Genomic DNA, 13,560 nt, shown 5'->3' on the forward strand with positions numbered 1-13,560 from the left:
ACCCCCTCCGGAGAATTCTCGATGAGCCAATTGAACGACAACATCGCCCGCGCGCAGGGCTACATGAAGCGCTTTCGCGATCAGGGCGTCTTGAATCACATCAACGGCGAGTCGGTGCCGGCCGATTCCGGCAAGACGTTCGAAACGATCTCGCCGGTCGACCTCACCCCCCTTGCCGAGGTGGCCCATGGCGGTGCCAGTGACATCGACCGCGCCGTCAAGGCTGCCGAACAGGCGTTCAAGCGCTGGAGCAAGACTCCGGGCAAGGAGCGACGCGCGATCCTGATCAAGGTTGCCGAAGCCATCGAGGCCCGCGCCGAAGAGATCGCCTTTACCGAGTGCATGGACACCGGGCAGTCGCTGCGCTTCATGTCGAAGGCCGCCATGCGCGGCGCCGCCAACTTCCGCTTCTTCGCCGACCGCGCCCCCCAGGCCGAGGATGGGCTGTCGCTTCGAAACGAGACCCAGATGAACGTGACCTCCAAGCGCCCGCTGGGCCCGGTCGGGGTCATCACGCCGTGGAACACGCCGTTCATGCTCTCGACCTGGAAGATCGCGCCGGCACTGGCCTCTGGCTGTACCGTGGTGCACAAGCCGGCCGAGTTCTCGCCGATGACCGCCAAGCTGCTGGTCGAGATCGCCGAGGAAGCCGGTCTCCCGAGAGGGGTATTGAACCTGGTCAACGGCATGGGTGAAGACGCCGGCAAGGCGCTGACCGAGCACCCGGGCATCAAGGCCATCGCCTTCGTCGGCGAAAGCCGCACCGGCCAAATGATCATGGCTCAGGCGGCACCGACGCTGAAGCGCTTTCACTTCGAGCTCGGCGGCAAGAACCCGGTCATCGTGTTCGACGACGCCGACATCGACCGCGCCGTCAACGCCGCCACCTTCATGATCTACTCGCTCAACGGCGAACGCTGCACGTCCTCCTCGCGCCTGCTGGTTCAGGAAAGCCTCTATGAAGAGTTCACCCGCCGCGTGGCGGAGGTGGCCAATGGCGTGAAGGTCGGCCACCCGCTGGACCCGGAGACCGTGGTCGGCCCGCTGATTCACCCGGAGCACGAAGAGAAGGTGCTGTCGTACTTCGACAAGGCGCGTGAAGAGGGTGCCACCATCGCCGCCGGCGGCGAGAAGGTCGGTGACGCAGGCTGCTTCATCCGCCCGACGCTCTTTACCCACGCCACCAACGACATGTCGGTCGCTCAGGAGGAGATCTTCGGCCCGGTGCTCACCGCCATTTCCTTCAAGGATGAAGAGGAAGCGCTGCGTCTGGCCAACGACACCCAGTACGGCCTGGCCGCGTATCTGTGGACCAGCGACCTCGACCGCGCCATGCGTCTGACCGACGAACTGGAAGCCGGCATGATCTGGGTCAACTCCGAAAACGTCCGTCACCTGGAGTCGCCGTTCGGCGGCGTCAAGGCGTCAGGCATTGGCCGCGATGGCGGTGACTGGTCGTTCGATTTCTACATGGAGACCGTCAACGTCTCCTTCCCGCGCAAGCCCCATCAGGTGCCGAAACTCGGGTGATCTCACCTGCGCAGGACGATATCGACCGCCCTGCTTCCGAACATCCGTGAGCCGAAGAAGGAGTCTCACCATGCCTATTCCAACGCCCAATCTTTATCCTGCGTTCAACATCATTCGCCTGAGCCACGTTGTACTGGGCGTCAGCGACCTGGCCAAGAGCCGTCACTTCTACGTCGACACCCTGGGTCTGCAGGTCACCGATGAGGACGACAGCCGCCTCTACCTGCGCGCCATGGAAGAGCGCGGTCACCACTGCATCGTGCTGGAAGAGAGTGAGCGCGCGGTCGTCAAGTCGCTCTCTTTCAAGGTCTTCGATGAGCAGGAACTCGACAAGGCCCACGACTGGTTCCAGCAGAAGGGACACCCGGTCGAGTGGGTCGAGCGCCCCTACCAGGGCCGCACGCTGCGCACCACCGACTGCTTCGACGTGCCGATCGAGCTGTACTTCAAGATGGATCGGCTCGCCCCGATCCATCAGCAGTACGCGCTCTACAAGGGCGTCAAGCCACTACGCATCGACCACTTCAACCTGTTCTCGCCCAGCGTCGATGAGGCGGTCGATTTCTATAACCAGATCGGTTTTCGCGTGACCGAGTACACCGAGGACGAAGGCAGCGGCAAGCTGTGGGCGGCCTGGACCCACCGCAAGGGCGGCGTGCACGACATGGCCTTCACCAATGGCCGCGGGCCCCGCCTGCACCACACCGCGTTCTGGGTGCCCACGCCCTTGAACATCATCGATCTGTGCGACCTGATGGCCACCACCGGCTACGTCGACAACATCGAGCGAGGCCCGGGCCGCCACGGCATCTCCAACGCCTTCTTCCTCTATATCCTCGATCCGGACGGTCACCGCATCGAGATCTACTGCTCGGACTACCAGACCGTCGACCCCGACCTGGAAGCGATCAAGTGGGATCTGAAAGACCCGCAGCGCCAGACGCTCTGGGGTGCCCCGGCACCGCGCTCCTGGTTCGAGCACGGCTCCGAGTTCGACAATCTCGAGCCCAGGGATTCCCAGCTCAACGCCACGCCGATCGTCGCGCCCTGAGCCGATCGGCACTCGCGTCTCACCCATGAGTCAAGAGGTCCGAGCCCGCTCGGGCCCTCAGGAGATAGCCCATGAACAACGCCCTTCCCCCGCGTCTCGCGGCCTTCCGCGCCCATGGAGCCGACCGTTTTGGGGTCGTCACCGACGAAGGCATCGTCGATCTGACGCCGGAATTCGGCCCCCGCTTCAAGGGCCTCAAGGAAGTGATCGAGGCCGGCGCCATCGACGAACTACTGAGCGCCGCCGACGGCCGCACCCCGAGCTACCATGAAGACGACGTCACCTTTCTGATCCCGGTCGCCAACCCCGAGAAGCTGATCTGTGTCGGCGTCAATTTCCCCTCGCGCAACGAAGAGTACAAGGATGGCCAGGCCGCCCCGAGCAAGCCGTCGCTGTTCATTCGTTTCCCGCGCAGCTTCGTCGGTCACAACGAGAATCTCGTGCGCCCGCCGGAGAGCGAACAGCTCGATTACGAAGGCGAGATCGCCATCGTGATCGGCAAGGGCGGCCGCCGGATCTCGCGCGAGAAGGCCTATGAGCACATCGCCGCGCTGACGCTGTGCAACGAAGGCACCATCCGCGACTGGGTCCGTCACGCCAAGTTCAACGTCACCCAGGGCAAGAACTTCGACGCCACCGGTGCCATCGGCCCGTGGCTGGTGCCGTTCAAGCGCGCCGAGCAACTCGATGACATCGAACTGACGACCCGCGTCAACGGCGACGTGCGCCAGAAGGATCGCACCTCGCGGATGATGTTCGATTTCCGCTACATCGTGAATTACGTGTCGACCTTCACCACCCTGGTGCCGGGCGACGTGATCGTGTGCGGCACCCCCACCGGCGCCGGCGCCCGCTTCGATCCGCCGATCTGGCTCGAACCGGGGGATGTGATCGAGGTCGAGGCCGACGGTATCGGCAGGCTGGTCAATGGCGTGGAGGACGAACGACATGGCACTGAGTGACAACCAGGTTGCCGAGGCGGCCGAGGCGCTGCTGGCCGCAGAAGCGACCCGCGAACAGATCGGACTGCTGTCCAGACGCTACCCGAACATGACGCTGGACGATGCCTACGCGATCCAGACCGCCCAGATGACGCGCAAGACGCGGGATCACGCCATTATCGGCTGGAAGATCGGGCTGACCTCCAAAGTCATGCAGGACGCCCTCGGCATCGACACGCCCGATAGCGGCGTGCTCTACGACTACATGCGCCATGACACCGGCGCCGTCATTCCCAGGGGCCATTTCATCGCGCCCCGCGTCGAAGCGGAGATCGCCTTTGTGATGAAGGCACCGCTCGAGGGCGACGTGACGCGCGAGGAGGTGCTGGCCGCGACCGAGTACGTGACGCCGGCCCTCGAGATCCTCGATACCCGCATCGTGCGAAAGGACCAGGAGACCGGTCAGGCGCGCGTGATCGTCGACACCGTGTCCGACAACGCCGCCAATGCCGGCATCGTACTGGGCGCCGAGCGCCACGATCCGCACGCGCTCGATCTGCGCTGGGTCGGCTCGATCGTCAAGCACAACGGCGTCGTCGTGGCGACGGGCCTTGGCGCCGGCGTCCTGGATGATCCGGTCACCGGACTGGTATGGCTGGCGCGGCGGATGGCGACGTACGGCCAGCGCATCGAAGCCGGTCAGGTCATCCTGTCGGGCTCGTTCATCGGCCCGATCGAATGCCCTTCCGGCAGCCGAATCGACGCCGACTATGGCGCGTTCGGCAGCGTATCGCTGACGTTCGACTGAATGGCAGGCCAGCTACCGGTGGCCCGGCTGGGCGCGACGGTAACCCGAGGGGGTGGTGGCTGCATGACGTGCAAAGAATCGACAGAAATAGCCCGGATCCTGAAACCCGAGCCGATAGCCGATCTCGTTGATGCTCATGCGGGTAAAGGTCAGCAGGCGTCGCGCCTCCTGCATCAGACGGTCGTGCACCACGCGCTTGCTGGGCACCCCGGCGATGCGGCGGCAGACGCTGTTGAGCCGGGCCTCGGTCACATTGAGCGCGTGGGCGTAATCCGACAGCGTCCAGTGCGCGGTGTAGTGGGCCTCGATCTCCAGATTGAAACGGTGAAACAGCGACAGCTCGCCGTGCCGCACGCTCTGGGCCGGCAGCGAGTTGGCCGACAGTCGAAACAGGCTCATGAAGATCAGCCGGGTAAGCGTTGTCAGCGCGCCCTCACGGCCCGGGCGGTCGGCCTCGAACTCGAGACACAGCTCATCGAACAGCCGCTCGACGCGGTTGACGTCGAGTCGCGCGTCGTCAGTCACCCGGCCGGTCGCCACGCATACCGGTGCCACCGCCGAGGCGTCGCCCAGCTCGGGAAACTCGTCGAGCAGCGACCACACCAGCTGCTGACGCACCGTCAGCACGTGGCCATCGCTGCCGTCCTCGGTGGTGAAGGAGTGCGGCACGGTCGGTGGCGTCAGAAAGAACATCGGGCCCTGCTGGTGAAACTGCCGCTCGTCCAGATAGACCCGCACCATGCCGCGCTTGACGTAGTGGACCTGAAAGAAGCGGTCGTGATGATGCACCGGCATGTTACGCCCGTAGAACTCCGCCATGCGGCCCAGGGCGTCGTAATGCACGGTGGCATCGGCGTACCGCTGGTCGTACTCCTGGCCGATCGTGATGTTGGGAATGGGTTCCAGCGCCATGGCTTGACTCCTGAGTTCGCGCCGGGGCATCGCTCGACAAGACGCTATCTTAACCACCGACGGGCGCGGCGCTCCATGGCGTCGCCGTGGCCGTCGACCCACTGGCAGATCGACCTCGGTACCACATCAACTGAGACAGCCAGGTGGAGGGCGTGCCCCCCGGCCACCAGCGACCGTCTTTCATTGGCACCTGGCCGACAGCGCCGACGGCGACCACGGGCTCGGTCAGATCAACGCCGTACTTACCCTGTCATTGTGATACGACAACGCACGAGGAATGCCTCATGGAGATGCCCATCAACACCTTTAAACAGGCGCTTGGCCGCAAGGATGCTCAGATCGGCCTCTGGCTCGGGCTGGCCAACGGCTACTGCGCCGAGCTTGCCGCCAACGCCGGTTTCGACTGGCTTCTGATCGATGGCGAACACGCCCCGAACGACCTGCGCACCATCCTCGCACAACTTCAGGCCATGGCGCCCTACCCAGTGCATCCGGTGGCCCGGCCACCGATGGGCGACGCCGCGACGATCAAGCAGTACCTGGACATCGGCGTGCAGACCCTGTTGGTACCGATGGTCGATACCGCCAGGCAGGCCCGCGATCTGGTCCGTGCGACCCGCTACCCGCCTGACGGCATTCGCGGCGTCGGCAGCGCCCTGGCCCGCGCTTCGCGCTGGAACTCGATCCCGGGCTACCTCGACCACGCCGATGAGGAGATCTGCCTGCTGGTGCAGATCGAGAGCCGCCAAGGGCTCGAGAACCTGGATGAGATTGCCGACGTCGACGGGGTCGACGGGGTTTTCATCGGCCCGGCGGATTTGAGCGCCTCACTCGGTCATCGCGGCAATCCGGGGCACACGGAGGTGCAAGCGGCCATCGAAGATGGCATCGCGCGGATTCAAACGGCCGGCAAGGCTGCCGGCATCCTCTCGGCCAACAAGCCCCTGGCCCGACGCTATCTCGAACTCGGTGCCTCCTTCGTGGCGGTCGGCGTGGATACCAGCGTGCTGATGAACGCGCTGACGGCGCTGGCCGGCGAATTCAGGGGCGATGCCTCCCCGGCAGCAGCGGCACCGTCGGTGTACTGATGCGATCTCCCTTGACCCGATCCACCGGGCCCGGCCCCGTGGCAAGCACCACGGGTCAGGCAGTAGCGTCTTCGAGGCGACCTTCGACAGCTCGGTCGTAGGCATCGGCGACACCGGGCGCTACCCGGTGTCGCCCCATGGTCAGGGCGTCAGGCGCGGGAGCGCTGTCAGCGACAGCATGCGTTGATCCCCGGTACCCGCCCGGTCCAGGGATGGGCGCGCTCCAGCTGTGCCGCCAGCGAGAACAGAAGGTTCTCTTCTCCGAAGCGACCGGCAAAGTGGCTACCCAGCGGCAGACCGTCATCGGTCCGGAACAGCGGCACCGACATCGCCGGCTGGCCCGTGGCGTTGCACAGCGCCGTGAACGGGCAGTAGCTGTGAAAGGCGTGGATGACCTCATCGAGCGAGAGCCGATCATCGAAGGCGTCCAGCGTGCCGATCACCGGCGGCTTGCGCGCCAGCGTCGGCGACAGCAGCACATCGACATCCAGCATGGTGGTCGCGATCTTGCGTCCCAGAGCATGGAGGTAATTGATCGCCGAGATGTAGCGGGTGGCGTCGATATGACCTCGCTCGCGCAGCATGATCCGCGTGCGCGGCTCGATCTCCTCGTCACTGATCGGCTGTCCGCGCAGGTTTCCGATCATGTCGAGCAGCTCCTGGGTGCTAGGGCCGATCACATCGAAGCAGCGCTGGTAGAGCGCCTCCCACTCGAGCGGCAGGGTGACCCGCTCCACCCGATGGCCGAGCGACTCACACAGCGTCGTCGTCTGTTGGAGCACCTTCGCCGCCTCCGGCGCCAGCTCGGGCCCATCGATCACACCAATACGCAGCGTACCGGGATCGCGCCGAGTGGCTTCCAGACAGGAGAACGCACTCACCGGAGCCGCGTAAGGGGCCCCCGTGTCCATGCCGGACGTGGCATCCACCAGTGCGGCGCTGTCGCGTACCGAACGGGTAATCGCGTGGGAGGTGCCCATGCCGCCCCAGCCTTCGCCGGCCATCGGCCCCGACGGCATCAGCCCCCGACTCGGCTTGAAACCGAAGACGCCGCAGCACGACGCCGGCACCCGCAGCGAGCCGCCGCCGTCGTTGCCGTGGGCAAAGGGGACCACGCGCGCCGCCACCAGCGCCGCGGCGCCGCCGCTGGAACCGCCCGCACTGCGCTCGGGATCCCACGGATTGCGGGTGGCACCATGACGCGTGGACTCGGTGGTGTAGGAGGTGCCGAATTCCGGCGAGGTGGTGGTGCCCACGAACACGCAGCCGGCGCGACGCAGCCGTGCCACGGCTTCGGCATCGAATTCGGCTCGCACGTCGCCGCCGACCAGCGATCCCTGGGTCATCCGCGCCCCCTTGAGCGGCGAGAAGAGATCCTTGACCAGCGTCGGCACCCCGGCGAACGGCCCACCGGACGGCTGCGGCTGACGGCTCTCCTCGCGGGCCGCCTCATAGAGACGATCCACCACGGCATTCAGGCGCGGTTCGACCCTTTCCAACCGCTCGATGACGGCCTCGACCAGCGCCTCGCGGGAGATGTCGCCGGCATTGACGCCCTCGCCCAGGGCAATGCCGTCATGGGAATCAAGCAGATGGTGAACTTCATGGCTCATGATGATGCTCCTGGGACAACAGGTGAGAGGTGGAGTCGGTCTCCGAACGGGCGTCGGAGTGCCTGAACAGGGCGCCCAGCCCCCAGACGGCGGCATAGAGCGTCAACAGCCCGGCAAGGGCAAGGATGCCGTTGGTCAATCCACCGGCCTGAGAGGCCGCCAGACCGACCACCAGCGGACTGATGAACTGTCCCAGGTAGAGAAAGGCGGTAAAAAAGCCCATGCCTCGCCCGCGACTGGTCGGAGACAGGGCGTTCATGACCGGCGCCATGGCATTCGGCACCAGCATGCCCACACCGATGCCATGGACCACGATCGAGATCAGCATCGTGGCATAGCTCTGCGCCAGCACCAGCCCAGTCAGACCGCCCGCCCCCAGCAGCAGCAGCAGCGCATTGCAGCCCCGTACGCCCAGCGTGCGTCTGACCAGCGGCCACATCAGCGCACCGGCCAGCGAGGCCAGAAGCCCTGTGCCGGTGGCCAGTCCGATCAGGGTCGTGGAGGTCACCCCCAGCCCGACCAGCAACACGGGCGCCTGCACCGGTACCACGAAGCTCATCACCATGCCGATGCCGATCAGCAGATAGCCTGCCAGCAGGGCCGGCAGGTCGACCCGGCCATTGGCAAGCGGGGGTATCTGTCCGGACACAGGTGCCGAGGCGCGCGACACGACAGGTTCCCACAGCACCCGTGCCATGAATGGCAGCAGCAGCAAGGGCAGCAGGTAGAGAGAGAACGGAGAGCGCCAGGAGTGTTCCCCCAGCATGCCGCCGATCACGAAGAAGGCCGCGCCGACCACCGCGATGGTCACCACCTGCCGATTGACGTATTTCAGACGCCGCTCACCCTGCCAGTAGTCAGCAATCAGCGTCGAACACACCGTCATGACCATGGCCTCGGCCAGCCCGAAGAGCAGACGCACACCCACGATGCCTGCCAGCCCATCCAGCAGGGCGGGCAGAGCACCCAGCAGGGCGTAGCAGAGTGTGGCGAGGATCAGCATGCGCTTGCGTCCGAACCGGTCCGCCAACCAGCCGGCCAGCGGGGCAAAGAGCGCAATGGCCAGTGCCGGGCCGGTGATGGCCAGCGGCACCCACAGGGAGGCCTGCGGGTTCACCGGAGCAAAGGCTTCGATCATGCGTGGCAGTACCGGTGCCACCATGACCGATCCCATGATGGTCAGACTGCTGGCCAGAAGCAGGATGGCCCCCTCCCGGGCGCCGGCCTGACGATGTACGGATGTCGTTGTCATGATGCCCCCTAGAAGCTGTAGGCGACGCGAACCGCTGCGTTATAGCCTTCGGTCCGGTTCTCGGCGCCAAACTCCTTGTAGACGTGGAACCAGACCGCCGGCAGACCGGGAGACAGAAAGCTGACGGCCGGCCCGGCCGCCCACACACGGGCGCGATTACCATCGTCAATTGTCAGTGACGGGCTCTTGTCGTCGCTGATCTGGTCGTAGTAATAGCCGCCAAGACCCAGCGTCCAGACATCGACATGCTGGCCAATACCGAACTCGTTGCGATACTCCACGCCGCTGCGATAGTCGGTGTCGGTATTGCGGGTGTTGACATCGAACTGGGAGAGGGTCGAGAACTCCAGACCACCCTGCGTGACATAGGTGAAGCCGACGATGGGCGAGAAGGTCCAGTGGTTGAGACCAGGGTTGACCAGACGGTCCTTGTCATACTCCCCGGTGGGCGCCTGGATCTGGAACTGTGCACTCACGCCCATGTTCGGCGCGGGCTGCCAGGCCAGCATGAGCGGCACGATCTGGACATCGGCCTGGGCCAGTACGTGTGTGTCGTCCTGAAACACGGTCTGCCCACCGGCATTGACGTCCAGCGACGCCTTCATGTCGAAAAAGGGCAGTACGCCGCCGAAGCCGTAGCGCGCGCCGAACAGTCTCTTGTCCGTCATGCGGATGTAGGCGACCCCGACCGAGAGCACGTCGAGGGAGAAATCGTTGGGCGATCTCTTGCCGCCTCTGGTACGCAGGTCATCGGCCGTGTAATAGGCCGTGCGCAGACCGATGGTGCCATTCGGGGTCGTGGGTGGAAGAAAACCGGAACCGAACTCGTAGACGCCCATGGGGGTGGTGGGCGCGCCATTTTCGGTGGCGAAGGATGAAGCCGCGCAGGTCATGCCAGCCAGCGCGAGACAGACAGGGACTATTATTTTCATTGTGCACCGTGTCATCACATGGGTGGTGCACCAGATTATGTTGCCCCTGATCGTGATCGTTATCAGGATTCGGCAGGATTCAAGCGGCCTCGCTGCAGGGTTTCCGAGGGGCGCTCACCAAACAAGCGACGGTACTCCAGCGCAAAATGGCCGAGATGGAAAAAGCCCCAGCGCACCGCCTCATCCTGAACCCGCTGTGTCTCGCCGCGTGCCAGCGTGCGGTGCACGGCATTGAGCCGAGCCAGACGCATATAGCTGGCCGGGCTGATGCCCAGGTATTCCTGAAAGCAGTACTGCAGCTTGCGCCGGCTGACGCCGATGCGGTGACAGACGGAGGGAATGGCGATGGGCCCATCCTGGTGGGCATCGATCACCTCGCGGGCGCGATCCACCACACGCTTGCGCACCGAGGGGGTGACGCGCTCCATCGGCCCCTGCTCCATCACATCCAACACGTGCCCCAGAAAGGCGTCCCGCAATGCGTGACGAGAGACCAGATCGGGTCGCAGCACCAGCCACTGACAGGCCAGATCGAACAGCAGCATCAGTGCCCGATGGTTCGAGGCCACCGGCAGATAGCCCGGCCCAGCCCGCAGGCCGTCCATGGCCTCACGGGTCTCGCCGGACAGGATTGCCAGTTTCTGATAGTCGAGGCTCAGAGAGAGCAGGTCCAGATTGGCCGCCACGCGAACCTCCGGCAGATCCCCGCCCATGACGGCCAGCACGCCGGCCTGGGTATATTGCCGCCCCTGACAGATCAGCGGAGCATCGGGTCTTGACAGCGGAAAACTGAACCCGACGAAGGCGCTGCCGAGTCCACCCCGCTTGAGCAGCGCCTGGCTGCTGTGATCGCGGACCAGCCGCAACCCCTCCAGCTCAAAGTGAGTCACACGACCCTCGAAGCGCCCCTGTGAGAGCTGCATGAGCTGCAGCTCCCAGCCCTGATATTGCTCGATGTGCTGTTCGATACCCTGCGTGCGATGACAGGACAATGGCGAGGGTGCCAGCGAGTGTCGATCTTCCTTCGGAACGCACATGAGCTCATCCTCGTTCGGCGATCGCTATCGGTACCCGTGGCAGTCGGGGCGCTCTGGCCATCGTTCAATCCAGTGCGAACGCTGCGGCCTGCCGAGGCAACGCCAGGGATTGTCCACACTGCTGCTGGCCCCGCATCGTCCTGCCCGCCTCCCGGCAGCACACCGATGCCGGCGTGTCGTCCGAGCGGGCGAGTATGGTAAGGTCAGGCTCCCGCGGAAAATCGCTTCTGCCATCATGACCCGACAGCCCGCAGAGCCACTCCGGGGCTCCGTCCTATCCTATCGGACGAGCGGCAAACCGCCTTGCATCCCGCGACAGGTAGCGGATCGTTTCCGACTTCCTTTTGAGAAGGCACAACATGGCGCGCCCGACTCCCTCTCTCACTATGGCACTCCTGCGGGCCCGTGAATCCGCTATGGGCTTTTTCCGGCCACACCTCAACCGCCACAACGTCACCGAACAGCAATGGCGCGTCATTCGCACCTTGTGGCAGGCCGAAGCGCAGACGCTGGAGAGCTATCAACTGGCCGAACGGGCCTGCATCCTGCGCCCCAGTCTGACCGGGGTGCTGGTGCGACTGGAGCAGAGCGGCCTGGTCAGGCGCTGGAAGCCCGAAGCCGACCAGCGGCGGCTGTGTGTCACGCTGACGCCCGAGGGCAATGCGCTGTTCGACGACATGAAAGGCGAGATGATGCGCCAGTATCAACGTATTCAGCAGCATCTCGGCCCGGAGAAATACCGTACGCTGATGAGCCTGCTCGATGAGGTGCAGCGGCTCGATCCCCAGGAGTGAGCTTCGTGAAGCTCCATCCATGGCCATGCCAGACCCGCGCCGTCTGAAACGAGCGCGGCGCCTCCCCTCGAGGCGCCCCACTCGTCACCCGGCACGCATCAGTCACTCAGGTCCGCCTCGAACAGCCCCTTTTTCATCTTGAACTTTACCCAGACGAGTGCGATCAGGCTGACGATGCCCAGGACGACACCAAGAAGCGTATAGATCGTGGCGGTCATCTCCGGCGAGGGCGAGGCATGGAACACCACGTAGGCCATGCCAAAGATGCCCACCATCTGCGGCAGCGGATAGAAAGGCGTGCGGTACGGACGGCGATGCTCGGGGTGGCGCCGACGCAGCACGATCACATCGATATGCGCCACGATGTAGGCCATCAACCAGCTGGTCGCCGCGGCGATCACCAGCGCAATGATCTGCTGGGGATTGACCATCAGGAAGGTAATGACGACGACGACGGTCAAGAACAGGATGCCGACCCAGGGGGTGTTATAGCGCGGATGCATCTTGCCCATGATGGAAAATACCTGGCCGTTGTCGGCCATGCCGGACAACATGCGCGGTACCGCGGCCAGTACCGTGTTGACCGTGCTGCAGGTCGCGGTCATGCCCATCACGGTCGCGATGATCAACCCGGTCTTGCCGAAGACGCCATCGACCAGATCCAGATAGGGCAGCGGTGACGTGGTCAGGGTTTCGGCGGAGAGGTAGCGCCCTCCTCCGAGGCAGAACAGGAGAAAGAGCACGAAGATGATGCCCAGCGACAGGAACATCGCCCTGGGAATGCGCTTTTCCGGCTGACGAATGTCACTGATCATCGGACACACGAACTCGCAGCCGACAAACATCCACATGGCCAGCGCCACCAGCCCGATGAAACTGCCATCGAAGATGCCTCCCAGCCCCCAGTCGATGCCCGCCGCGTCGCGGGCCACGTTCGGCGCAGGCGACTGGATCAGTGCTGTCACGCCGACCAGCAGGAGGGCGCCGATCATGGAGAAGGTGAACACATTCTGCAGCCGGGCGAAGACATCGGTACCCAGGATATTGAATACGGCAATCGCTGCCAGTATCAGGAGCGGCACCAGGTGCGTGGGTAATGTGTCAGGGAACAGTGCCTGAAGCAGCGCATCGACCAGCAGGAATTCGGCCGGGATAGCGAAGACGGCCACCACGACGTAGCCCGCAAACACCGACACGATGGCCGGGAAATGCCCGATGGCCTTCTGGGTATAGGTGGCCAGCGTACCGGCCTGTGGATACATCAACGAGAGTTCCGAAAACGAAATGGCGTTGCAGACGGCCAGCAGGGCCGCGACCAGCATGGCGGCCAGAAAACTCAGGCCGCCGATGCCGAACCCCAGCAGCCCTGATGCCATCACCCCCTGTACCACCACGGTGCCTACGCAGATGGCGATCATGGTATTGAAACCGATGGCCCGTCGGGCGGGGGGGGTAGCAGGTATCGCTGGAGCGACTTTCGTGGTATCGAGCATGGTCAATGACCTCCGTGAGACAGGGTCGGTTTTGTTATTGGCGGGTACTGACAGAGGCGTCACAGCCTAATGCTCCAACCTACGTCTGCCGGACACGACGTTCTTGTTC

General features: G+C 64.5%; 12 protein-coding genes. 6 read left to right on the forward strand and 6 right to left on the reverse strand.

Annotated features, from left to right (window positions below):
- Window positions 1–21: 21 nt before the first annotated feature.
- The 4 genes from hpaE (at window position 22) to DOM66_RS06990 (ending at window position 4,330) form a co-directional block, all read left to right on the forward strand.
- Entirely contained in the window at window positions 22–1,530 is a 1,509-nt protein-coding gene (gene hpaE, locus DOM66_RS06975; RefSeq protein ID WP_110689671.1) for a 5-carboxymethyl-2-hydroxymuconate semialdehyde dehydrogenase, read from the forward strand.
- A gap of 70 nt (window positions 1,531–1,600) precedes the next feature.
- Complete coding sequence (gene hpaD, locus DOM66_RS06980) at window positions 1,601–2,581, forward strand: 3,4-dihydroxyphenylacetate 2,3-dioxygenase (protein ID WP_110673921.1); 981 nt, start codon at window positions 1,601–1,603, stop codon at window positions 2,579–2,581.
- A 71-nt stretch (window positions 2,582–2,652) separates the two neighbouring features.
- Window positions 2,653–3,543, forward strand: a complete 891-nt coding sequence (locus DOM66_RS06985; RefSeq protein WP_110689672.1) for a fumarylacetoacetate hydrolase family protein — start codon at window positions 2,653–2,655, stop codon at window positions 3,541–3,543.
- Window positions 3,530–4,330: an FAA hydrolase family protein gene (locus tag DOM66_RS06990; protein ID WP_110689962.1), complete on the forward strand. Its 801-nt coding sequence runs from the start codon at window positions 3,530–3,532 to the stop codon at window positions 4,328–4,330. The genes DOM66_RS06985 and DOM66_RS06990 overlap by 14 nt, the downstream gene beginning before the upstream one ends.
- A gap of 12 nt (window positions 4,331–4,342) precedes the next feature.
- On the opposite strand, the gene hpaA is transcribed toward DOM66_RS06990, so the two are convergent.
- Entirely contained in the window at window positions 4,343–5,242 is a 900-nt protein-coding gene (gene hpaA, locus DOM66_RS06995; protein ID WP_110689673.1) for a 4-hydroxyphenylacetate catabolism regulatory protein HpaA, read from the reverse strand.
- 284 nt (window positions 5,243–5,526) lie between these two features.
- Here hpaA and hpaI point away from each other — a divergent pair, with 284 nt between their 5' ends.
- Complete coding sequence (hpaI, locus tag DOM66_RS07000) at window positions 5,527–6,330, forward strand: 4-hydroxy-2-oxoheptanedioate aldolase (protein ID WP_110689674.1); 804 nt, start codon at window positions 5,527–5,529, stop codon at window positions 6,328–6,330.
- A 167-nt stretch (window positions 6,331–6,497) separates the two neighbouring features.
- Here hpaI and DOM66_RS07005 read toward each other — a convergent pair whose 3' ends face one another.
- The 4 genes from DOM66_RS07005 to DOM66_RS07020 form a co-directional block, all read right to left on the reverse strand.
- Window positions 6,498–7,943, reverse strand: coding sequence for an amidase (locus DOM66_RS07005; protein ID WP_110689675.1), 1,446 nt, complete (start codon window positions 7,941–7,943; stop codon window positions 6,498–6,500).
- Window positions 7,933–9,195 (reverse strand): MFS transporter, encoded by a 1,263-nt coding sequence (locus tag DOM66_RS07010; protein ID WP_110689676.1) that lies wholly within the window; start codon window positions 9,193–9,195, stop codon window positions 7,933–7,935. The genes DOM66_RS07005 and DOM66_RS07010 overlap by 11 nt, the downstream gene beginning before the upstream one ends.
- 8 nt (window positions 9,196–9,203) lie before the next feature.
- Window positions 9,204–10,088: a SphA family protein gene (locus DOM66_RS07015; RefSeq protein ID WP_245392383.1), complete on the reverse strand. Its 885-nt coding sequence runs from the start codon at window positions 10,086–10,088 to the stop codon at window positions 9,204–9,206.
- 101 nt (window positions 10,089–10,189) lie between these two features.
- On the reverse strand, window positions 10,190–11,050 hold the full coding sequence (locus DOM66_RS07020; RefSeq protein WP_157959010.1) for a helix-turn-helix domain-containing protein: 861 nt from the start codon (window positions 11,048–11,050) through the stop codon (window positions 10,190–10,192).
- Window positions 11,051–11,550: 500 nt separating this feature from the next.
- On the opposite strand from DOM66_RS07020, the gene hpaR reads away from it, so the two are divergent.
- Window positions 11,551–11,958 carry a homoprotocatechuate degradation operon regulator HpaR gene (gene hpaR, locus DOM66_RS07025; RefSeq protein ID WP_280951259.1) on the forward strand — a complete coding sequence of 136 codons (408 nt, stop codon included), beginning with the start codon at window positions 11,551–11,553 and terminating at the stop codon, window positions 11,956–11,958.
- Between the two features lie 98 nt (window positions 11,959–12,056).
- Here hpaR and DOM66_RS07030 read toward each other — a convergent pair whose 3' ends face one another.
- Entirely contained in the window at window positions 12,057–13,514 is a 1,458-nt protein-coding gene (locus DOM66_RS07030; protein ID WP_245392384.1) for an APC family permease, read from the reverse strand.
- Window positions 13,515–13,560 lie beyond the last annotated feature (46 nt).

This window comes from Salinicola endophyticus (assembly GCF_003206575.1).
GTDB classification, from domain to species: Bacteria; Pseudomonadota; Gammaproteobacteria; order Pseudomonadales; family Halomonadaceae; genus Salinicola; species Salinicola endophyticus.